The organism is Nonomuraea sp. NPDC050227 (assembly GCF_044459705.1).
Taxonomy (GTDB): Bacteria; Actinomycetota; Actinomycetes; order Streptosporangiales; family Streptosporangiaceae; genus Nonomuraea.
On sequence record NZ_JBITJF010000003.1, the window covers coordinates 598,540 to 619,267 of the forward strand.

Annotated in this window: 17 protein-coding genes; 7 read left to right on the plus strand and 10 right to left on the minus strand. The window is 71.7% G+C overall.

All coding sequences use genetic code 11. The features are described 5' to 3' along the window. The 3 genes from ACIBK9_RS15115 to ACIBK9_RS15125 are packed head-to-tail and all read right to left on the minus strand — an operon-like array spanning window position 1 to window position 1,131. Window positions 1-123, minus strand: coding sequence for a hypothetical protein (locus tag ACIBK9_RS15115; RefSeq protein ID WP_358299463.1), 123 nt, complete (start codon window positions 121-123; stop codon window positions 1-3). A 51-nt stretch (window positions 124-174) separates the two neighbouring features. Beyond that, window positions 175-747, minus strand: coding sequence for a dienelactone hydrolase family protein (locus ACIBK9_RS15120; RefSeq protein ID WP_358299460.1), 573 nt, complete (start codon window positions 745-747; stop codon window positions 175-177). A gap of 51 nt (window positions 748-798) precedes the next feature. Beyond that, window positions 799-1,131 carry a helix-turn-helix transcriptional regulator gene (locus ACIBK9_RS15125; RefSeq protein ID WP_397158463.1) on the minus strand — a complete coding sequence of 111 codons (333 nt, stop codon included), beginning with the start codon at window positions 1,129-1,131 and terminating at the stop codon, window positions 799-801. Window positions 1,132-1,359: 228 nt separating this feature from the next. Between ACIBK9_RS15125 and ACIBK9_RS15130 the strand changes: the two genes are divergently transcribed. The 5 genes from ACIBK9_RS15130 (at window position 1,360) to ACIBK9_RS15150 (ending at window position 5,380) form a co-directional block, all read left to right on the plus strand. After that, the gene (locus tag ACIBK9_RS15130; RefSeq protein ID WP_397158465.1) at window positions 1,360-1,743 is read left to right on the plus strand and encodes an STAS domain-containing protein; all 384 of its coding nucleotides are present in this window, start codon (window positions 1,360-1,362) and stop codon (window positions 1,741-1,743) included. Continuing rightward, entirely contained in the window at window positions 1,743-2,138 is a 396-nt protein-coding gene (locus tag ACIBK9_RS15135; RefSeq protein ID WP_397158467.1) for an STAS domain-containing protein, read from the plus strand. The genes ACIBK9_RS15130 and ACIBK9_RS15135 overlap by 1 nt, the downstream gene beginning before the upstream one ends. 222 nt (window positions 2,139-2,360) lie before the next feature. Next, window positions 2,361-3,545 (plus strand): alpha/beta hydrolase family protein, encoded by a 1,185-nt coding sequence (locus tag ACIBK9_RS15140; RefSeq protein WP_397158469.1) that lies wholly within the window; start codon window positions 2,361-2,363, stop codon window positions 3,543-3,545. Window positions 3,546-3,755: 210 nt separating this feature from the next. Continuing rightward, the gene (locus tag ACIBK9_RS15145; RefSeq protein WP_397158471.1) at window positions 3,756-4,664 is read left to right on the plus strand and encodes a PmoA family protein; all 909 of its coding nucleotides are present in this window, start codon (window positions 3,756-3,758) and stop codon (window positions 4,662-4,664) included. Next, a complete protein-coding gene (locus tag ACIBK9_RS15150) occupies window positions 4,661-5,380 on the plus strand; it encodes a cupin domain-containing protein (RefSeq protein ID WP_397158473.1) in 720 nt (239 codons plus the stop codon). Before ACIBK9_RS15145 ends, ACIBK9_RS15150 begins: the two co-directional genes overlap by 4 nt. Window positions 5,381-5,475: 95 nt before the next feature. Here the strand turns inward: ACIBK9_RS15150 and ACIBK9_RS15155 are convergent, their stop codons facing one another. From ACIBK9_RS15155 to ACIBK9_RS15175, 5 genes are all read right to left on the minus strand, one after another. Further along, entirely contained in the window at window positions 5,476-6,477 is a 1,002-nt protein-coding gene (locus tag ACIBK9_RS15155) for a LacI family DNA-binding transcriptional regulator (RefSeq protein WP_397158475.1), read from the minus strand. Between the two features lie 108 nt (window positions 6,478-6,585). Continuing rightward, window positions 6,586-9,714, minus strand: coding sequence for a glycosyl hydrolase (locus tag ACIBK9_RS15160; protein WP_397158477.1), 3,129 nt, complete (start codon window positions 9,712-9,714; stop codon window positions 6,586-6,588). Window positions 9,715-9,718: 4 nt separating this feature from the next. Further along, on the minus strand, window positions 9,719-10,597 hold the full coding sequence (locus ACIBK9_RS15165) for a carbohydrate ABC transporter permease (RefSeq protein ID WP_397158479.1): 879 nt from the start codon (window positions 10,595-10,597) through the stop codon (window positions 9,719-9,721). Further along, window positions 10,594-11,481: a carbohydrate ABC transporter permease gene (locus tag ACIBK9_RS15170; RefSeq protein WP_397158481.1), complete on the minus strand. Its 888-nt coding sequence runs from the start codon at window positions 11,479-11,481 to the stop codon at window positions 10,594-10,596. Before ACIBK9_RS15170 ends, ACIBK9_RS15165 begins: the two co-directional genes overlap by 4 nt. Then, window positions 11,465-12,844: an ABC transporter substrate-binding protein gene (locus ACIBK9_RS15175; RefSeq protein WP_397158483.1), complete on the minus strand. Its 1,380-nt coding sequence runs from the start codon at window positions 12,842-12,844 to the stop codon at window positions 11,465-11,467. The genes ACIBK9_RS15170 and ACIBK9_RS15175 overlap by 17 nt, the downstream gene beginning before the upstream one ends. 210 nt (window positions 12,845-13,054) lie before the next feature. On the opposite strand from ACIBK9_RS15175, the gene ACIBK9_RS15180 reads away from it, so the two are divergent. Continuing rightward, window positions 13,055-14,089 (plus strand): LacI family DNA-binding transcriptional regulator, encoded by a 1,035-nt coding sequence (locus ACIBK9_RS15180; RefSeq protein WP_397158485.1) that lies wholly within the window; start codon window positions 13,055-13,057, stop codon window positions 14,087-14,089. Here the strand turns inward: ACIBK9_RS15180 and ACIBK9_RS15185 are convergent. Continuing rightward, a complete protein-coding gene (locus ACIBK9_RS15185) occupies window positions 14,070-17,039 on the minus strand; it encodes an alpha-mannosidase (protein WP_397158487.1) in 2,970 nt (989 codons plus the stop codon). The two genes, ACIBK9_RS15180 and ACIBK9_RS15185, sit on opposite strands and share 20 nt — an antisense overlap. Before the next feature lie 18 nt (window positions 17,040-17,057). Beyond that, the gene (locus tag ACIBK9_RS15190) at window positions 17,058-19,289 is read right to left on the minus strand and encodes an FAD-dependent oxidoreductase (RefSeq protein ID WP_397158489.1); all 2,232 of its coding nucleotides are present in this window, start codon (window positions 19,287-19,289) and stop codon (window positions 17,058-17,060) included. A 127-nt stretch (window positions 19,290-19,416) separates the two neighbouring features. Here ACIBK9_RS15190 and ACIBK9_RS15195 point away from each other — a divergent pair, with 127 nt between their 5' ends. After that, window positions 19,417-20,706 (plus strand): ROK family transcriptional regulator, encoded by a 1,290-nt coding sequence (locus ACIBK9_RS15195; protein WP_397158491.1) that lies wholly within the window; start codon window positions 19,417-19,419, stop codon window positions 20,704-20,706. The last annotated feature ends 22 nt before the right edge of the window (window positions 20,707-20,728 follow it).

Sequence of the window (20,728 nt, forward strand, 5' to 3'; positions counted from 1 at the left end):
TCAGCGCAGCAGCCAGTTGACGACGACCGTGAGCACGGCCGACAGCAGCAGCGAGATCAGGATCATCGCCAGGCAGCCCGGCCAGCCGCCCAGCGGTCGCACTTCCCAGTTCCCGAACCTCATCCCCGGCCCCTACCCGGGGCGGCCGGGGCCGTACCCGGGCCGGGGCGGAGGTCAGAGCCCGGCGACGAAGTCGAGGGCGACCGCCCAGGCGCGTTCGGCGGCCGGGGCGTCGTAGTCGGGCAGGCCGGGGTCGGTGAACAGGTGGCCGACCCCCGGGTAGCGGAAGACCTCGACGTCGGCCCGCGCCCGGCGCATCCGGAGGTACCAGGCGTTGAGCCAGTCGACCGGCTCGTAGAAGTCGGGGTCGGCGACGTGCAGCTGCACCGGCAGGTCGTCGGCGACGGCGCCCTCGGCCATGTCGGAGGTGCCGTGCATGAGCAGCAGCCCCTGGGAACGCTCGTCGCCCAGCGCGAGGTTCTGGGCGATGGCCGCGCCGAGGGAGAAACCGGCGTAGACCAGGCCGTCGCCGGACAGCGGGGCCGCCGCCGTGATGGCCCGCTTCAGCAGCTCCTCGCTGCCGATCTCCTCCTTGATCGCGATGCCCTCCTCGGGCGTGTCGACGACGCGGCCGTCGTAGAGGTCGGGGACGTGCACCTCGTGCCCCGCCCCCCGGAGCCTGTCGGCGGCCTGGTGGACGGCGGGCCGCAGGCCGTACATCGAGTGCAGGAGGAGAATCCGCGCCATACGCGCAGCTTAGCGGCCCTGGACGGGTGCGCCCGGCCCGGCGGCGGCGGGTCAGCCGTCCTCAGTGGGCATGTCTTCAGTGGGCAGGTCGTGGGCGGTGAACATGTCGATCAGCAGGCGGACGGGCAGCCCCGCCTCGGTCGGGTAGCGGAACTGCCGGTCGAGGTCGAGGCTGTAGCGGTTGCGGCGGCCGATCCGCTCGCGGGTCAGGTAGCCGGCCTGGTAGAGGTCGGAGACGATGTTCTGCACGGTGCGTTCGGTGACGCCGATGCGGGCGGCGATGTCGCGCAGCCGCGCGTCGGGGTCGCGGGCGATCTCCACCAGCACGCGGGCGTGATGGGTCAGGAACGTCCACGTCGCCGGATGGTCTTCAGGGTCGGGCACAGCCTCTGACGCTTTCTACCTGGACGTCCCGGATCCGCGGGGCGGACGAAAATGCTTACCTGAAGATCCTATGACGAAAGCTCTTTCCTGCAACCCTCTTCGCCCCTAACCTTGGGGCGTGGGGCGGCCCCGACGCCGCCCCTACCGGCCAGGCCCACTTGGGGAACAAAAGATGTCCGTATCCCAGACGTACCTCGCCGTCGCGCCGAGCGCCGCCATCAGGCCGCCATGTCCGTGCTCAGCATGAGCTGCCGGCCGGTTCCGGCCGGCGCGCTGGTCACGGTTTCCGGTGAGCTCGACGCCACCAACGCCGATCGCCTGGAGTCCGCCATCCGCGACGCCCACCGCCCCGGCCGGTCCGTGATCCTCGACCTGGGCGAGCTGACCTTCATGGACAGCAGCGGCCTGCACGTGCTGCTGCGGGCGCACGACGACGTCCACGACACGGGCGGGAGCCTGCGCCTGGCCGCCGTGCGGGACATCCCGGCCCGCATCCTGCAGATCACCGGAGTGTGGGACACGCTGCACATCCACGCCTGCGTGGAGGAGGCCGTCGGCGCGACCGCGGACGCCCGGCCCGATCGGCTGCCGGATGATGTGGAGCGGTTGTGATGCATCTGGCCAGCAGCTACCTGCCGGGGATCACCGTGATCACGGTGGCCGGCGAGGTCGACGCCACCGCCTCCGGTCACCTGGAGACCTACCTCGACCAGGTGCGCCGCAGCCTGGACGAGCACCTGATCATCGACGCGCACCGGCTGACGTTCCTCGACAGCTCCGGCCTGTCCGTCCTGCTCGCCGCCGCCACGCTGGCCCGCGCGCACGGCGTCGACGTGCACCTGGCCGGTCTCCAGCCCACGGTGGCCCGGCTGCTGGAGATCACCGGCACCGTCGAGCTCGTGACGATCCACGACCGCGTCTCCCAGGCCGTCACCGCGGTGGAGGCGCTCCGGGACGCGGGGCCCGGCGAGCCGGACGAGCCCGCCGAGCCTTCCGAGGCCGTCTGACCGTCGCGCGGCCGCCGGTCGTCATCGACGGCCGCCGAAGACGGGTGCCGCCCCACCACCTGCTCGACGACGCCGTCGCTAGCAGGAAGCGCACTCGGTGTCCAGGCCCAGCCGGCCGTGCCCTCTCCTCCAGGTGGACGGCGGCTTCGTTCATGCGCATGAGTGCCGAAATCATCTCCGGTACGGAGTTTTTGCGCGCTGCGTCTCCCTAGCGTGGCGGTCATGAATCGCGCACTTCTCCGACGGGGTCTGGCCGCCGCGGTGACGGTCGGCCTCCTGCTCACCGGACCCGCCGTACAGGCCAGGTCGAAGCCCGTCACCGTGACCCTGCCGCAGCCGACGGGCCCACGCGAGATCGGCACTGTCACACTGCACCTGCGTGACGGCTCCAGGGCCGACCCGTGGATCAAGGCCCATGACCGGCGTGAGCTGATGGTCAGCCTGTGGTACCCCACGCGCCGTCCGGACGGCCACCCCGCCGCGCCCTGGCTGCCGCCTCGCGCCGCCGAGGCCTTCTACCGCAGCAACGGCCTGTCGCCCGCGGCTGTCGGCCTGCCCCTGACCCATGGCCGCGAAGGGGCCCGCGTAGCCGGCCGGGGGCTGCCCGTCGTCCTGTTCTCGCCCGGCAACGGCGCCGACCGTTCCATGAACACCACCACGGTCGAGGAACTGGCCAGCTGGGGCTACATGGTGGTTACCATCGACCATCCGGGCGACGCCGGCGAGGTGGAGTTCCCCGACGGCACGGTCACCGGCCGCGTGCTGAAGCCGGTCCCGGTGAGCCGGCTGGCGGAGAAGGCCGACGAGATCAAGGTGCGGGTGGCTGACGCGCGCTTCGTGCTGGACCAGCTCAAGGAGCTGAACAAGGGGCAGAACCCCGACGCTGAACGCCGGACGCTGCCGGAGGGGCTGCGTGGCGCGTTCGACCTGGGCAGGGTCGGGATGTTCGGCCATTCCGCCGGAGGAGCGACGGCCGCCGCGACGATGCTGGCGGACCGGCGGATCAAGGCGGTGCTGAACCTGGACGGACCCGCCCTCGGCAAGGTGGCCGCCAAGGGGTTGGCCAAGCCGTACATGCTCATGGAGGCCGAGATCTTCGACAAGCCCATCCGCGGGCAGAAGGCGTTCTGGTCCCGGCTGAAGGGCTGGCGGCTGCACGTGCGGACCAACGGCGCCAAGCACAATTCCTATACCGACCTGCCGGTGGTGTACGAGCAGGCGGCCGCGGCGACGGGCATGTCGAAGGAGCAGTTGCGAGCGGTGAACGGCACGCTGTCCGCGGCGCGTTCCGTGGCCGTCACCCGCGCCTACACCAGGGCCTTCTTCGATCTGCATCTTCGACGCGAAGGCACCCTGCTCGGCAAGCCGTCCTCACGGTTCCCCGAGGTGCAGGTGATCGCCCGCTGAGCTCCCTGGCCTGATCTCGTGACGTCCGCGCCGGCGCCTCCGCCGGCCGGAACCCGGCGCCATGAGCCCTGGGCACGGGGTTGACCCCGAGGAGCGGTCGGCATAGCTTGATCAAGCAAAAGTGATCGATCACTCTTGACCTCTCCCCGCCCAGCGGCGGCCACGCTCCGCCCGCCGCCGCCCCCCGTTCCCAGCAGAAGGACCCGCCCCATGCCCGACACCACGCTCGCCGTCCGCGAAGAGGACGACGCCCTGGCCGTCACCGCCGGCGACGTGCGGATCGCCCGGTACGTCCACCGGCCGGACGCTCCCGACGCCGAGTCCCCCAAGCCCTACCTCCACCCCATCCGCAGCCTGTCCGGCGCGCCCATGTCGGTCTACCGGCCGCACGACCACCGCTGGCACAAGGGCCTGCAGATGACCTGGGCGCACCTGTCGGGGCAGAACTTCTGGGGCGGCCCGACCTTCTCGGCGGAGCGGGACTACCACTGGGAGGACAACCACGGCCACATCAACCACCTCGCCTTCTCCGACGTCACCTCCGACGGCACGCGAGTCGTGGTCGAGGAGAGCCTGCACTGGCTCTCGGCCCGGGGCGAGCACTGGATCACCGAGCAGCGCCGCCAGGTCTTCCACGGCGTGGACCGCGCGCGCGGCCTCTGGGCCCTGGACTTCACCACGTCGCTGCACAACGTCCGCGGCGCCACGCTCGACTTCGGCAGCCCCACCACGCACGGCCGGCCGATGGCCGGGTACGCGGGCTACTTCTGGCGCGGCCCCAGGTCCTGGACCGGTGGCACGATCATCGGCGCCGGCGGTCTGGGCGGCGAGGAGATGATGGGCGTCGAGGCGCCATGGCTGGCCATGGTCGGGCAGCACGACGGGATCGACGGCGGCGGGACCGTGCTGGCCGTCGCCGGGCACTCCAGCGCGCCGGCGCCGATCAAGTGGTTCGTCCGCAGCGAGGCGTTCGCCGTGATCAGCCCCTCCCCCTCCTTCGACGAGGAGATCGCTCTGGCCGACGGCGACACCCTCGAACTCGCGCACCGTTACGTCTTCATCGACCACATGTGCGACCGTGCCCAGCTCGACGAACTCGGCACGGAGTTCGCGCTGTGACCCCGCTGTTCCCCGGCGGCACCTCGATCAGCGATCTGGCGGTCTACGACTGGGAGTGCGCCGACGGTGTGCACGGCGGCACGCCGCACCTGCACACGGTCTCGACCGAGGCGTACGTCGTGACCGCGGGCCGCGGGGAGGTGCACACCCTCAGCGCCGCCGGCTTCGCCCGCGACCGGCTCGAAGCGGGCACGGTCCTGTGGTTCTCGCCCGGGACGGTTCACCGCCTGGTCAACGAGGACGGGCTCCGGCTGCTGGTGATCATGCAGAACGCGGGCCTGCCCGAGGCCGGGGACGCCGTGCTCACCTTCCCCGCCGACGTCCTGCGCGACCGCGACGCCTACCTGGCCGCGGCGACGCTGCCGGTGGGGTGTTCGGAGGACGAACGGGCGGCGGCCGCACGGGCCCGCAGAGACCTGGCGGTCACCGGTTTCCGGCGGCTGGTGGCGGACGCCGCGGAGCGCGGCGGGCAGGCGCTGGCGGACTTCCATCGGCTGGCGGCCGCGATCGTGCGTCCCCGGGTGGCGTCCTGGAAGGAGTTGTGGGACGAGACCGTCGCCGCCGAGACCGAGCGCACGGCGTCACAGCTCGACGCGATCGCGGGTGGTGATCCCGCCCATCTCGGGCAGGCCGCCGTGGTGCGGACCACTGCTGGGCCGGGCCCTCGCGCCTTCGGCATGTGCGGCCGGCTGCGCACGTGGGCGCCACTCCCCTGATCGGGCGGCCGGCTGCGCGCACGTGGGCGCCGCGCCACTGATAGGGCGGCCGACGGGTCCTGCGGCTGGATCGGCGCCGACGTGCGGGCCGGTCCTCAGGCGGGCGCCGGACCGGCCGTCTCGCGGACGATGACCCGGTTGATCGACCGGTCGGACGGCGGCGGCGCGGGCTCGCCGCGCACCGCCGCGATGAGCCGGGCCATCGCCTCCCGCCCCTGCACCTCCCGGTCCACCGCCACGGTGGACAGCGAGGGGGTGGCGAAACGTCCCAGTTCCTCGTCGTCCCAGCCGAACACGCTGACGTCGCCCGGGATCCGCCAGCCCCGTGACAGCGCCGCGCGTACGGCCCCCATCGCCACGTGGTCGTTCACGGCCACGATGGCGGTCACGCCACAGCCGTCGGGCAGACCGCGAACGGCGTCGTAGCCGGACCGGGAGCTCCAGTCGCCGAGCGCGACGCCGTACGAGACGAGCCCGCGGCGCGCGATCGTCTGCTCGAAGACGAGCCTGCGGTTGCGGGCAGAGGCCCAGCTCTGCGCGCCCGCGATGTGGAAGAAGACCCGGTGGCCGAGCGAGGCGAGATAGTCGATGATCTCCTCGACCGGGGAGGCGTCCGCCAGCTCGTTCGTCCCGCGCAGTCGGTCGTCGTAGTCGCCCGTGACCACGATGGGCACCGGCGAGGCGGCCGGATCGGTTTCCAGGGGCGTAAGCGACAGAACGCCCTCGACCTGCCCGGATCCGGCCAGCTCCAGCACCCGCTCCGCCCTGGCCCGCGGATCTCCCTCGACACTGAGCACCTCCAGTTGGAAGCCCTCGGCGTGCGCCGCGGCCGCGGCGGCGCGGAGCATGCGCGCCGGCCACAGGTAGTCGGAGGCGGGCAGGGTGACCGCCAGCCGGTTCGTGTGCCGGGTGCGCATGGAACGCGCGACGAGGTTCGGCCGGTAGTTGAGCTCCTGGACGACCAGGTCGATCTTGGCGCGGGTCGCCGGTCTCAGGGTCTCGTTCTTCCTGAAGTACCGGGAGACCGTCTGGTGCGACACGCCCGCGCGCCGGGCCACCTCGTGGATCGTGAGGCGCGGCGTCTCAGCCTCGTCCAAGGGCCCCCTCTCCTCGCGCTGCGCGTCACAGCCTAGCCGGTCGCCCGCGCGCCGCACGACGACGAAGTGATCGATCACCTCGCCGTCGCCCCGGCCCTCGTGGAGCCCTCAGGAGCCGGACGGCCCCTGGAGCCCGCTGGTGAGTCGTACGGGGAAGTGCCGGCCGGTGTCCTTGCTGTGGCCGATGCCGGACGACCACTCCAGATAGCCCTTCCTGCCGGGGCCGTCGTCGTCGTTGACCAGCAGGGACAGCGCGAACACCCCGGCCGGAGGTCCGTTGAGCCCCAGGCTCTGCCAGGGCAGGACGACGTCGTAGGCAGTGGTGGCGCCGGTCCTGGTCACCGCGAGCCGTTCCGTCGGGGTCGGGCCGGTGATCGCGATGCCGAAGGCGGCGAAGGTGTAGGCGGCCGGCCCGTCGGGCGTCAGCGCCAGGCCGATCTCGGTGCGTTCGGTGGAGGCGCCGGGGAGCGCGGGCGACAGGGAGAGCTGGATGGAGTCGCCGTTGTACAGGTTGCCCGCCGGGTTCTTCTGGGTGAACACGTCGTCCTGGACCGTGGCCTGGAGGCGCAGCCCCGTCGCCGTCTGCGTGATCCGGACGGGACCGCCGAGGTCTGCGGCACCGCCCCAGTCGCCGGTGTAGCGGAACCAGGTCGCGTCGGCCGCCAGGTCGATCGGCGCGACCGTGGTGGCCGTGTCGGGCTCGATCGGTCCCGCGCCGACGGACTGCCGCAGCTGGAGCGCGGGACGGCCGCGCAGCCTGACGGACACGTCGAGGTAGCCCTGCTCCCACACGCGCAGCGACGGAAGGGGGACGGCGTGCGAGACCTGCTTGCCGGGCTGCAGCGTGGTGGTGTCGTCGATCGTGCCCGACTCCTTGCCGAGCGTCCAGGTGATGCCGTCGAGCGTCACGGGGGTCTTGCGGGAGGTGTTGGACAGGGAGACGGACGCCTGCGCCCGGTAGCCGCCGTCGCGGACGAGGTCGACCCCGATGGCGGCGACCACGGGGGTGGTGACCCTGATCGTCGGCGTCGCGAGTCGTGCCACCTTCTCGTTCCCGGTGGTGGCCCAGCCGGTGACCCAGCTCGCCTTGCCGCCCGCGGGAGCGGGGAGGTCGAAGACGGTCTCGGCGGTGCCGCAGCCCTTGACCTTGACGTCGTGGCGCCGCCCGTCCAGGGTGATCGTCACCTTGGCGGGGACGGCGCGGCAGTTGCGGCCGGTGCGGTCGACGACCGCGCGCACCTCGATGCCCTCGCCGTCGGCGACGGTCGGCGGCGTCTTCAGCGTGATCGCGGGCGCGGGGTCGAGGGCGAGGGAGTCGACCTGGCCCCTGACGTAGACCGGGTGCTCGGTCAGGGTCACCTGGACGGCCCCGGCGTGCGGGCTCAGGGTGGCGGGCACGCCGTACTGGTCGGTGAGGGTGAGCGGCTGGGCGGTGCGCAGGGTCACGGTCCGCGGGCCGTCCGACGCCCACATGACGCGGACGAGGTCGCCCGCGGTGCCCCTGAAGGGGAAGGAGTACGTGGTCGCGTCCAGCGTGTCCCGCTCGGTGATCGTGCGTCCGGCGAGTTCGGCCGCCATCACCGCCTGCGCGACCGCGGCCGGCTTGGGCTCGGCGGCGTAGCGGGCCGTCGCGCGCCGGACCTCGAAGACGCCGAAGTTGTGCTCCTGGTTGTTTGGATCGGTTCCGTCGTCGCGGGCGTCGTACCAGTAGAGGCGGTCGGCGCCGCCGGCCAGGGAGAGCACCGCCGAGCGCACCAGGTAGTCGGCCTGCATGGCGTCGGTCGTGCCACCCGCGGTGTGGGTCGGCCAGCCGTACTCGGTCAGCCACAGCGGGAGCGGGCGGCCGGCGGCGGCGTCGATGGTCTGGCTCAGCGACGCCATCTGCGTGTCCATGCCTTCGGGCGGCGTCGGGTGGCGGTAGGGGTGGACGGACACCGCGTCCAGCGCCTGCGCACCGCCCTGTTCGAGCACCTGGCGCACGTAGTCGGCCGAAGCGCCGGAGATCGCCGGGCCCACGAGCCGGGCTCCTTGCGGCTTGGCGGCGGCGGCGGCCTGGAGGAGCTGCGCGTAACAGGCGGGGGTCCGGCCGCACAGGCCGTCGTTGAAGTTGATGTTGAACTCGTTGTAGACCTCGGTCGCCCGGGTGTAGCTCGCGAAGTGCTGGTTGACGGCGGCCGTGAAGCGTCCGTAGGCGGCCAGGCCCTCGGGCGAGCTGGGCGTGCGGTTGCCGTCGTAGAGCGGGTTGCGGTAGGCCGAGATCGGCAGCGGCTCGATCCCGGCGGCGTGCAGGGCGGCGAATCCGGCGTCGTAGCGGTCGAAGGTGTAGACGCCCGCCTGCTTCTCGACCGCCGACCAGCCCACGTCGTTGCGTGAGTGGGTGTAGCCGATGCGCGCGATGCCGTCGATGAGCTCCTGCTCGTACCCGTGCAGGCCGACCCCGAACGGCGAGCCGGCCGCTTCGGCGGGCATCGGCGGCACGATGCCGAAGCTCGTGCTCAGCGTCCCGGAGGTGAAGGTGTAGAAGCCGTTGGGCAGCGAGGCCAGGTCCACGACGCTGTGCCCGCCGGTGAAGGCGGCCGTGCCGCTCGCGACCTGCGTCCCCCGGGCGTCCTGTACGGCCCAGGGGGCGGGGGCCGGGTTCTGGGCGTCGGTGAACAGTTCCAGGGCGGCCTTGCCTGGGTCGAAGAGCAGGGAGTCGTTCATGACCCCGAAGTAGGTGGAGTGTTCCTCGAAGCCGGGGTTGGCCAGCAGGTTCCGGCCGCTGCCGTCCTCGGTCATGGTCAGGTCGTCCAGCCGTACGCCGGGGGTCACGTCCTGGGAGACGATGCGCAGGGAGAAGCTGGTCTGGGTGGCCGGGGTGGTGTAGGTCCAGGAGACCTGACGCCAGTCGTAGGCGCCCATCGGGAAGTTGAAGCGCTGGGTGCTGTCCGGGCTCAGCACCGCCTGCAGCGCGGCCGCCTTCGACAGCCCTTCCGAGGCCACCCAGGCGGTGAACCGGTAGAGCGTGCCCGGCTTGACCGGCACGGTCTGGGCGAGCTGCCCGTAGGTGTTCGGGCTGCTCGGCGTCTGGTTGACGATGCGCACCGCCGACCCGGTGTGGCCCTGCGCGGTGGCGGTGAAGGCGACCTCGGCCGAACCGCTCCTGCTGATGGCCCACGGGTCGAAGGTGTTGGAGTACGGGAGTTTCGGGACGGCTAACGCGGTGGTGACGAGGAGGAGCGCTGACAGTGTTTTCATCGGGTCACCCCTTGACGGCGCCGGCGCGGCCGGCGCTTCGTAGGAACTGCTTCTGGAACAGCAGGAAGAAGACCAGCGGCAGGATCACGGCGATGAACATGGCGGCGATGAGCGTGCTGGTCTCCGCGGTGGCCGAGATCTTGTAGAGGACGACGGACAGCGGCTGCAGATCGGGCGAGGGCAGCACGAGGAGCGGCCACAGGAACTCCTTCCAGGCCGACACCAGCGTGAGCAGCGAGACGACGGCGATGATCGGCCGCGACATCGGCAGCACGATGCGCCGGAACACCTCGAAGGAGTTGGCGCCGTCGACCTTGGCCGCCTCGAAGACCTCCTTCGGCAGCTCGGCGAAGAAGTTCTTCACCAGCAGCACGTTGAAGGCGTGCGCGGCGGCGGGCAGCCACACGGCCCAGTAGCTGTCGATCAGGTTGGCCCCGACGCCCGGCACGTCGATCACGGTCAGGTACAGCGACACCAGGGAGACGACTCCCGGGATGAACAGGGTGGCCATCACCGCGGCCGAGACGACCCCGGCGTACCTCGGCCGCAGGATGGCGAGGGAGTAGCCGCCGGTCAGGGCGACCAGCAGGCCGAAGAACCAGTTGCCGGCCGCGATCCAGACCGTGTTGGCCAGTGCCCGGCCGATGTCCATGCCGTTCCACGCCCTGGCCAGGTTGTCCCACCGGATGCCGCTCGGCCACCAGCCGAACGGGTCGCGCAGGATGTCCTGCGAGGTCGACACCGCCGACTTGGCCAGCCAGAGGATCGGTCCGGCCGCGACGATCGCGAGGCAGGCGAGCACGGCCACGATCAGCACGGTGAACACCACGCGGGTCGCCGGCCTGCGCCGCTCGCCGCTGGACAGGATGCCACGCTCGTTCATGAGTGCTTCCACCCCCTCGTCGCGCGCAGGTACACCGCGGACAGGGCGGTGAGGAAGACGGCGAGCATCAGGCTCAGGGCCGTCGCCTTGCCGAAGTCGCCGGCGACGAAGGCGTACTTGAAGATCAGCATGAGCAGCGTGACCGTGCTGTTGTCCGGCCCGCCGCCGGTCATGACGTAGGGCTCGGTGAACACCTGGAAGGTGCCGATGACCTGGAGGATCAGCATGAGCAGGATGACCGGGCGCAGCTGGGGCAGCGTGATGTGCCACACCCGGCGCAGCACCCCGGCGCCGTCGAGCTCGGCCGCCTCGTAGAGCTCGGGCGGCACCGACATCAGCGCGGCGACGTAGATGATCGTCGTCGTGCCGAAGCCCGCCCAGGTCGCCTGGACGACGATGCTGGGCATCGCCGTCTCGGCGCTCTGCAGCCAGGGGAACGGTCCCAGCCCGGCCCAGCCGGCCACGGTGTTGAGCAGGCCGTGCTCGCTCGGGTCGTACAGCTGCTTCCACAGCAGCACCGCCACGACCGGCGGGATGATGATCGGCACGTAGACGAGCACGCTGGCGATCGTCCGCGTACGGCGCAGCTCCCCGATGAACACGGCGAGCAGCACCGGCACGGGGAAGCCGACGACCAGGGCCAGCGCGGTGAACCAGACGGTGTTCCAGGCGGCGGTGGCGAGCAGCGGGTCGGCGAGCACCCTGCTGAAGTTGCGCAGCCCGACCCAGGTGGGGTCGGTGACCAGGTTGGTGCGCTGGAAGCTGAGGACCAGGCTGCGCAGGATCGGCCACCACGAGAACAGCCCGAACACGATGAGCATGGGCGCGGTGAACAGGAGTTTCCCGAGGCCGCCGCGCTGGGTCCACCTACTGAGCGGCGGCATCGATCAGCGCCTGCGCGTCCGTCCGGGCCTGGGTGAGCGCCGCCGGGATGTCGGCGTCCTGCTTGGTGAGGACCTGCTGGGTGACGGCGTCGAGGAGCGCGTAGGTCTCCTGCGCGGCCACGGGCGGCTCGCCGAGGATGGGCAGTCTGCCCAGGCTGTCGAAGTAGGCCCGGTAGTGGTCCCGCTTGACGTTGACGTAGCCGGAGACCCAGGTCAGGTAGCGGTCGTAGATCTCCGGTGAGAACAGCGGCACCTCCGGTGCGCCCACGGGCAGGCCGCCCGCCTTGGAGGTCTCGGCCCACTCGACGGCGGCCTGCTGGTCGAGGAAGCGGTTCAGGTACCGGAACTTCACCCACTCCAGCGCGGCGGCCGCCTCGCTCGGGGCGGCCTTGGGGCTGACGACGGCGATGTCGCCGCCGCCCAGCGTGCCAAGGCCGGCGGCCGACTGCGGGAGCGGCGCGATGCCCAGGTCGTCGCCGGGCATGTCGCGGTTGCCGACGAGGTCGCGGTAGAGGTCGGCGCCGAGGACGGTCTGCCCGATCCGCCCGGCGGCGATGGAGTTGCGCATGTCGTCCTGGCTCAGCAGGAAGTTCTTGCCCGCGGCCTGGTCGGTCCACCGGACGTCGTGCAGGAACGTCAGCGCGTCCTGCACGCCGGCCGCGTCGATCGTGGACGTGACGGTGTCGCCCTGGCGCTGCTGGATCATGCTGCCGTTGGCGTAGGCCATCGTGGTGAGGATCCAGCCGCCGGAGTTGGTCGTCGTCGCGATCGTGAAGCCGGCCGCGTCGCTCGACCTGCTGATCGCCTTGGCGTTGGCGCGCACCTCGTCCCAGGTCTTCGGCGGGGTGTCGGGGTCGAGGCCCGCCTTCTCGTACAGCGCCCGGTTGTAGATGAAGGCCATCGTGTACGCGGCCGAGACGACGCCGAAGGTGTGGCCCTCCGCGTTCTGCGTCTGCTTGGCGACGGCCGGGTTGAGCCTGGAGAGCACCGCGTCGCCCTTGACCAGGTCGGTGATGTCGCGTACCTGGCCGTTGAGGGCGAGCTGCTGGATGTTGGTGTACGGCACCTGCATCGTGGTGGGCATCGAGCCGCCGGCGACGAGGGCGGCGAACGTCTGCGGGTCGAACTTGGTCTCCTCGCCCACCACGGTGACGTTCGGGTGGAGCTTCTGGAAGGCCGTGACCTGCTTGTTGAACAGAGCGAGATTGTCGGCGTTGTCCTTGGTGGGCATGTTGCCGACGTGGATCGTCACCTTGGCGTCCGGGTCCGTCCCGGCGTCGGGACGTCCGGACGAACACGCGGTGAGAGCTATGATTCCGGTCATCGCGATACCGGCGAGCCGCCAGTTTTTGTGATAAAGCATGACGAATCCCTCTTTGCGGGCATGGTGGCGATCGAGCTCGGGCGGTGTCGTGACCGCTGGGGGCTCACGCGGGCAGCAGTGGCGTGCCGGCGGATTTCGTGGCGATGGTCAACCGGTTGACCATCGCCATGGTCGTGCTGATCCTGCTACTTTGTCAAGAGTCCGGAGAAACGTGGACGTCACCTGTTGTCACCGGGAGGACAGGAACTGATGGCGCGCAAGGCCGCTACCCTCGCGGACGTCGCCGCGGCCGCCGGCGTCTCGGTGTCGCTGGTGTCGAAGGTGCTCAACAACACCGGACGCGCCTCCGAGGAGACCCGCAGGCGCATCCACGAGGCCGTGGAACGCCTCGACTTCCGGCCCAACGCTCTGGCCAAGTCCTTCGCCAGAGGGCGGAGCGAGCTGGTCGGGATCATCATCGAGGACGCCTCGGAGATCTTCAGCAGCATGGTGCTGCGCGGCGCGGAACGCAGGCTGGCCGCGGCCGGGCTGGCCACGCTCGTGTGCGACGCCGCCGAGAGCGACCAGCGGCGTGCCCAGTTCGTCCGGGCGCTCGAAGCCCGTCACGTCGACGCCGTGCTGGTCATCGGGTCGGGGCCGTCGGGCCTCTACCCGTCGGTCTCCGACCGGCTGTCGTGCCCCGTCGCCTACGCCTTCTGCGAGTCCGACGACCCGGCCGACGTCTCGTTCCTGCCCGACGACCACGGCGCGGGGCGGATCGCCGCCGAGCACCTGCTGTCGCTCGGCAGGACGAAGATCGCGCACATCGGCGAGGGCAGCGAGCGGGGCGCCGAGCTGCGCACGCGCGGGTTCGTGGAGACCCTGGCGGCCGCCGGGCAGGCGGTGGAGCCCATCGTCGGCGACTGGTCCAAGGCGTGGGGCCTGCAGGCCGTCAACCGGCTGATCGAGGCGGGCACCGAGGTCGACGCCATCTTCTGCGCCAACGACTTCATCGCCTACGGCGCCTACGTCGGCCTGCGCGCCCACGGCCTGCGGATCCCGGAGGACGTGGCGCTGGTCGGCCACGACCACTTCTCGATGGACCCGCCGCAGCGCAGGTCGGGGTTCCTGACGACCATCGACCCCAACCTGCCCGCGCTCGGCGACGCGGCGGCGCGGCACCTCATCGCGCCGGGCACGGCGGCCGACTTCGCGCCGAAGCTCGTCGTCGGCCGCACCACCGCGGGCGGTCAGGCCGCCGGCGACCTCGCCACCCTGCTGGAGTTCATCGACCAGCTGCTGTGAAGCGCAACGTGACCAGCTGGAACGGGCGCAGCGTCAGCGACACGGCCCTCGGCTCGAACCGCGCGTCCGCGGGCGGCTCGACGTCGCGTTCGACCAGGTCCACGAAGCGGGCGGCCCCGACCCCCTCGACGCGCACGGGAGCCCTGGTCCCCTCCGACTCGTACAGGCGCACGATCACGTCGCCGCTGCGGTCCTCGGCGAGCTTGACCGCCTCCACGATCACGGCCGGGTGCGAGACCCGCACCAGCGGCTCGACCTCACGCCCCCCGCGCACGGCACGCGCCGGCACGTTCGCGCGGTACCCCTCGGCGACGGCCTCGCGGATGCCGGCGTTCGGCCTGATCGAGTAGGCGAGCGTGTGCCTGCCCAGGTCGGATCCGGGGTCGGGGAACATCGGCCCGCGCAGCATGGACAGGCCGACGGTCGTGGTCGTGCCGCCGTCCTGGCGGGTGTCGCGCACCACGTCGTGCCCGTACGTCGACTCGTTGGCGATGGCCACGCCGTACCCGGGCTCGCCGACGTGGATCCAGCGGTGCGCGCACACCTCGAAGCGGGCGGCGTCCCAGGAGGTGTTGGTGTGCGTGGGCCGGTACACGTGGCCGAACTGGGTCTCGGCGGCGAACCTGTCGGCGTGCACGTCCAGCGGGAAGACGAGCTTGAGCAGGGCGTGGCGCTCGTGCCAGTCGACCTCGGCGACCAGGTCGAGCGCGGCCGATCCCGGGCGCAGCCGCAACGTCTGCCTGATCGTCGAGTCGCCGAAGCGGCGGGTCACGACGACCTCCCCGTCGCCGGTCTCCAGGCTCTCGACCTCGTCGACGTCGCGGGCGACGCGCCGGTAGTGCTCGTCGATGTCCCAGGCGTCCCACTCGTTGGGGATGTCGCGGTGCAGCACCAGGCGGTGGCCCGCCGCGCCCGGCGCGATCGCCTCGCGGCCGGTCCCGGCGTCGCGCAGCGACACCAGGTGGCCCCGGCGGTCGATCACGGCCCGGACGAGCCCGTTGTCGAGCACGAACCCGGCGTCCTCCGCGGTGAGGGAGACGCCCGCCGGGTGCGTGGCGCGCTCACGGATGCCGAGCCCGTCCGTGGCGAGCTCCAGGTCGCCGTCACCGACGAGGACGCGCACGCTCTCGTCGATCACCCGGTCCAGCCGCTCCAGCAGGTCGGCGTTGTTCTGCTCGACCTCGTCGTGCACCCAGGCGATCGAGGTGCCCGGCAGCACGTCGTGGAACTGCTGCAGCAGCACGGTGTGCCAGCTGTCGGTCAGCTCGTCGTAGGGGTAGGCGGCGCCCTCGCGGACGGCGGCGGTCGCGGCCCACAGCTCGGCCTCGCGCAGCAGGTGCTCGTTGCGGCGGTTGCCCTGCTTGGTCAGGTGCTGGCTGGTCAGGGTCCCGCGGTGCAGTTCGAGATAGAGCTCGCCCGACCACACCGGCGGGTTCTCGTACTCGGCCTCGGCGCGTTCGAAGAAGGCCTGGGGCGAGTCGATCGCCACCGCCGGCGAGCCTTCCAGAGACCTGAGCCGCTCGGCGGCGGCGAGCATCTCGCGGGTCGGGCCGCCGCCGCCGTCGCCCCAGCCGAACGGCACGAGCGAGGTCCCGGCCACGCCCTTCTCCTTGTAGCTGCGCGCGGCGTGGGCGAGCTCGGCGCCGGACAGCTCGGAGATGTAGGTGTCGGCGGGCGGGAAGTGGGTGAAGATCCGAGTGCCGTCGATGCCCTCCCACAGGAAGGTGCTGTGCGGGATCTGGTTGACCTGGTTCCAGGAGATCTTCTGGGTGAGGAACCAGCGGCTGCCCGAGGCGGCGATGATCTGCGGCAGCGCGGCCGAGTAGCCGAAGGTGTCCGGCACCCAGGCCTCCAGCGTGTCCACGCCGAACTCCTGCAGGAAGAACTGCTTGCCGTACAGGAACTGGCGGGCCAGCGACTCGCCGCCGGGCATGTTGATGTCGGGTTCGACCCACATGCCGCCGACCGGGATGAACTGCCCGGCGGCCACCTTCTTCCTGATGCGCTCGAACAGCGCCGGATAGTGCTGCTTCACCCAGGCCAGCTGCTGGGCGGAGGAGCAGGCGAAGCGGTACTCGGGGTGCTCGTCCATGAGCGTCACCGCGCTGGCGAACGTGCGCGCGCACTTGCGGATCGTCTCGCGCACCGGCCACAGCCAGGCCGTGTCGATGTGGGCGTGCCCGACGGCGACGATCCGGTGGCTGCTGGCCGCGGCCGGGCTGGCCAGCACGCCGGCCAGCGCCGCGCGTCCCGCCGCCGCGGTCGCCGACACGGCGGCGGGGTCGACGGCGTCGAGCATCCGCTCCAGCGCCCGCAGGATCTCCCACCGGCGCGCCGAGTCGGGGCTCAGCTCGCGCATCAGCCCGTCCAGCGTCCAGATGTCCTGCGCCAGCTCCCACACCCCGATGTCCAGCAGCGCCACGTCGAACGCTCTGGCGGTGTACAACGGCCCGCCGCCCGCCGTCGCCCGGTCGCCCAGCGTCGTCGGCTCGTAGGTGTTCTCGCCGGCGAGTTCCGGGTTCGCCGCCGCCTCGACGTACAGGTCGACGTACGGCTCGGCCGGGTCCCACGGCAGGTGGGAGCTGCGCGGCGCCACGGCCTTGATGAGCGTGCCGTCGGGCAGGTAGCCGAGCCCTTCGGCCTGGAACCCGGGACGCGGCCCGGAGAAGCCCAGGTCGACGACGATCTCCAGCCGGGTGCCCGGGGGAATCTCCTCCGGCGTCCGGCCGGTCACGTGGAACCAGGTCGTGCCCCACGGGTCGCCCCACCGGTGCGGCAGCGTGACCGGCTCGTAGCCGGCCGCGAACGCCGCCTGCGCGGGCACCGGCTCGCCCGGCACGTTCCACGCCTCCACGGTGAGGGGCCGTCGTTCCCGGTAGAGGGCGCCGGGCAGGAACTGCTGGACGAAACGCGCCAGCCGTCCCTCGACGATCGAACGGTTGTCATGCACGATGCACTCTCTCCAAAGTCAGGTTTCGAAGACCCGCACGGCGACGATCATGGCTCGCTCGTCGCCGTTGGTCGCCGTGACGACGACCCGCAGGGCGCCCGCCCGCGTGGCGGGATCAAGCACATGGACCCGGCGGCGCATGCGGTTGCCGGTGACGGACACGGCCGTCTCCCAGCCGCCCGTACGCGCCACCTCGATCCGGTAGTCCTTCACCAGTTCCGGCATGACGAGGTACGGCGTGCGATGGTGATGCAGGTTGATCAGGTCCTCGTCGACGTCGTCGTTGAAGATCAGCTCCACCCGGCCGATCACCCGCTCCTCGCTCCAGCGCAGCTCGACGTGCTGCTCGCCGCCGCCTTCGGAGACCCACAGGTTGGGCCCGTCGTAAGGCCTGGCTAGCCCGCCCGCGACCTGCTCGGGCCGGTAGGCGGCGGTCGCGGGCTCGACCTCGAACCGCGGCGTGCGCCTGCGCAGCTCGAAGGCCGACCACGCGTTGCTCTGCGGCTTGCCGGTGTCGAGCGCCGGTTCCCTGCTGAGCAGCCCGAGGACGCCGTACGGCGGGCGACCCGCGCCGACCAGGACGGCGAGGTCGGCGTTCCGCCGGACGACCACGACCACCTCGCCCCCGTCGAAGGGCACGTCGTCGAAGCGGGCCTCCAGCCGGCCGCGCCCGGCCTCCACCCGGACCTCGCGCCGGGCGAGCGGTTCCACGGGGATGTGGTTCAGCCCGCCGCCCGTGCCCCACAGCTCGACCGTCGCGGTGGTGGCGCGGGCGGCGTCGACGCCGATCCGCACGACGTCGATCCGCGGGTCGGCGGGCAGCAGCAGCCCGAAGTCGGCCTCGCCGATCGGGAGCGGTTCCGGCTCGCCGTCTCCGTCACCCGCCAGGCGGGTGAGCGTGGACGACGCCGTCACCGCGGCCTTGAGCGCCAGGTCGGACGGGTCCTGCCAGGGCACGCCCAACAGGGAGGCGTCCTGCCGCAGGAGCATCGACTGCAGCTCGCCCAGGTGCGAGGTCGCGATCTCGCGCGGCGTCACGCCCCTGCGCACGGCGAGCGCGGCCCCCGCGCCCGCGGCCTCGCCCACGACGGCGCAGGTGGCCATCACGCGAGTGCTGCCGAAGGCGACGTGGCTGGCCGAGATGTCGCGGCCCGCCAGCATCAGGTTGCGGACGTTGGCGGAGTACAGGCAGCGGAACGGGATGTCGTACAGGCCGGGGCCGAACAGGTGCTTGGAGGGGCTGTCGGCGGCGTAGATGCCGCCCGGCGGGTGCAGGTCGATGGACCAGCCGCCGAAGCCGACCGAGTCAAGGAAGCGGGTCTGGCCGACGATGTCCTGCTGGGTCAGGACGTGGTCGCCGAGGAAGCGGCGGTACTCGCGCTTGCCCGGCAGGCTGCCCACCCACTCCAGCGTCAGGTTGTCGGCGTCGAAGCGGCCGGAGTTCTTGATGTGGTGCCAGATGCCGAAGACGATGCCCCACAGCTCGTCGCGGATGCGCTCGTTGTCGGCGACCGCGTCGAGCTCGCCGCCCCACTCGATCCACCAGTAGTCGCAGCCGTTCATGCCGGGGTCGATGTGGCGGCGCAGCGGCAGGTCGAACGCCTCGACGTCCTTGGTGATGCCCGGCGGGACGAAACGGACCGGGCGGCCGGTGTCCTTGGTGTAGAAGAGGATCGTGCTGCCGAGCATGTTGTCGTCGGCGACGTCGGGGGCCCAATCCTCGCCGTACACGCTGCGGTCCTCCCGGCCGGTGGCGAACCTGGCGCCGGCGAGCAGGCCGACCAGGCCGTCCCCCGTGCAGTCGAGGAAGATCGGCGACTCGAACGTGATCAGCTTCTCCGAGCCGGACTGCCAGCCGGTGACCGAGCGGATCACCCGGTCCTCCTCCTCGCCGCCCGCCTCGACCTCGCGGACCTCGGTGTTGAGGAAGAGGGTGATGTTGGGCTCGGCGCGTACCAGGTCGAGCACGACGTGGTCCCACAGGATCGGGTTGCCCTCCGGGTTGCGCCACTGGTTCTCCGCGAACAGCTCGCCCATCAGGCCGGTCTCGCGGGCGAACTTCTGCGCGCCGTGCGCGGTGGCGCCCACCACCCACACCCGGATCTCGCTGCTGGAGTTGCCGCCCAGCACTCCCCTGTTGTTGATCAGGGCCACTTTCGCGCCGTTGCGGGCGGCGCTCACGGCGGCCGTGACACCGGCGAGGCCGCCGCCGACCACGGTGACATCGGCGGTGTGTGCGATCTGCATCATGATTGCCGACTTTCTTGGTCGAATCGAGCAACGCGGATCTACAATATTTCCGACGTCTTGAATAAGTCAACGACGGGTTGGCTAAGGTAGGCGCAGAGCGCGACGACGGCGAGGGGAACGGGGAGCAGTGGCAGCAGCCAGGCGGGAGTCGACCACGGCCGGGAAGGCAGCCAGACGCGAGGGCGGGCCGCCGGCCCGATCCTCCGGGCTCCGGCGCGGCTCCAATCTCGAACACGTCGCGGACTTCAACGACTCGGTCGTCCTCGACGCGATCAGGCGGGCGCGGACCGGGAGCTCGCGCGCGGAGCTGGTCGTCGAGACGGGCCTCGCCGCACAGACCGTGTCGGACGTCTGCCAGCGGCTGCTCGACCAGGGGCTCATCGCGGAGACCGGCACGTCCACGACCGGGTTCGGCCGGCCGCGCCGCACCCTTGAGCTGGTCCCTGCCAGCCGCTACGCGCTCGGCGTGCACATCGACCCGGCCACGATCACGTACGTGCTGCTCGACCTCGGCGGCAACCTCGTGGCCCACTTCAGCAGGCAGACCGCCAGCCCCCAGGACGCCGACGCCATCATGACCGGCATGGCCGCGGCCCTCGACGTCCTGCTCGCCGGATCCGGCGTCGAGCGCGACCGGGTGCTCGGCCTCGGCATCGCGGCGCCCGGCCCGCTCGACATCGCGGGCGGGGCCATGGTCGATCCGCCGCATCTGCCCGGCTGGCACCGCGTCGAGCTCGTCGACCGGCTGCACCGGGCGACCGGGCTGCCCATCGTGCTCGACAAGGACGTCACCGCCGCCGCGGTGGCCGAGCGCTGGGCCGGCGGCGCGACGGGCAACAGCGACTTCGTCTTCCTCTACCTGGGCACCGGCGTCGGGGTGGGGCTGGTCAGCGGCGACATCGTCGTACGCGGCCGGTCCAGCAACGCCGGCGACATCGGGCACCTGATCGTCGACGCCGACGGGCCGCCCTGCGAGTGCGGGCAGCGCGGCTGCCTGGGCACCGCCTGCTCGCCGCTGTTCCTCATCCAGGAGGCCGTCGCGGCGGGCGTCCTGCCCGCCACGCCGGAGGACGGTCAGCTCGTCCAGGCGGTCCGGCGGCTCGGCGCGCTGTGCCGGGCGGCCGACGACGGCGACGCGCGGGCGGTGGAGATCCTGCGCCGGTCCGGGCGGCGGCTCGCCCGCGCGATCCTCACCATCGGCAACCTGCTCGACACCGAGCTCGTGGTGTGCGGCGGGCCCGCGTGGGCGCCGGCCGCACACCACTACCTGCCGCTGCTCAGGTCGGCGGTGGCCGAGCGGTTCGTGATGCGCGAGATCCACGATCTCGGCGTCATGGGGACCGCGCTGGGCGCCGACGTCGCCGCGATCGGCGCCGCCTGCCTGATCCTCGACGAACGCTTCTCGGCCCGCCCCTAGGTCCCGCCCGGGGAGCAGGCGG

Excerpts from the sequence above, each read along its gene's own strand:
- ACIBK9_RS15115 (WP_358299463.1), bottom strand. The coding sequence starts at position 123 with ATGAGGTTCGGGAACTGGGAAGTGCGACCGCTGGGCGGCTGGCCGGGC.
- ACIBK9_RS15120 (WP_358299460.1), bottom strand. The coding sequence starts at position 747 with ATGGCGCGGATTCTCCTCCTGCACTCGATGTACGGCCTGCGGCCCGCC.
- ACIBK9_RS15130 (WP_397158465.1), top strand. The coding sequence starts at position 1,360 with ATGTCCGTGCTCAGCATGAGCTGCCGGCCGGTTCCGGCCGGCGCGCTG.
- ACIBK9_RS15135 (WP_397158467.1), top strand. The coding sequence starts at position 1,743 with ATGCATCTGGCCAGCAGCTACCTGCCGGGGATCACCGTGATCACGGTG.
- ACIBK9_RS15140 (WP_397158469.1), top strand. The coding sequence starts at position 2,361 with ATGAATCGCGCACTTCTCCGACGGGGTCTGGCCGCCGCGGTGACGGTC.
- ACIBK9_RS15145 (WP_397158471.1), top strand. The coding sequence starts at position 3,756 with ATGCCCGACACCACGCTCGCCGTCCGCGAAGAGGACGACGCCCTGGCC.
- ACIBK9_RS15160 (WP_397158477.1), bottom strand. The coding sequence starts at position 9,714 with ATGAAAACACTGTCAGCGCTCCTCCTCGTCACCACCGCGTTAGCCGTC.
- ACIBK9_RS15165 (WP_397158479.1), bottom strand. The coding sequence starts at position 10,597 with ATGAACGAGCGTGGCATCCTGTCCAGCGGCGAGCGGCGCAGGCCGGCG.
- ACIBK9_RS15170 (WP_397158481.1), bottom strand. The coding sequence starts at position 11,481 with ATGCCGCCGCTCAGTAGGTGGACCCAGCGCGGCGGCCTCGGGAAACTC.
- ACIBK9_RS15175 (WP_397158483.1), bottom strand. The coding sequence starts at position 12,844 with ATGCTTTATCACAAAAACTGGCGGCTCGCCGGTATCGCGATGACCGGA.
- ACIBK9_RS15180 (WP_397158485.1), top strand. The coding sequence starts at position 13,055 with ATGGCGCGCAAGGCCGCTACCCTCGCGGACGTCGCCGCGGCCGCCGGC.
- ACIBK9_RS15190 (WP_397158489.1), bottom strand. The coding sequence starts at position 19,289 with ATGATGCAGATCGCACACACCGCCGATGTCACCGTGGTCGGCGGCGGC.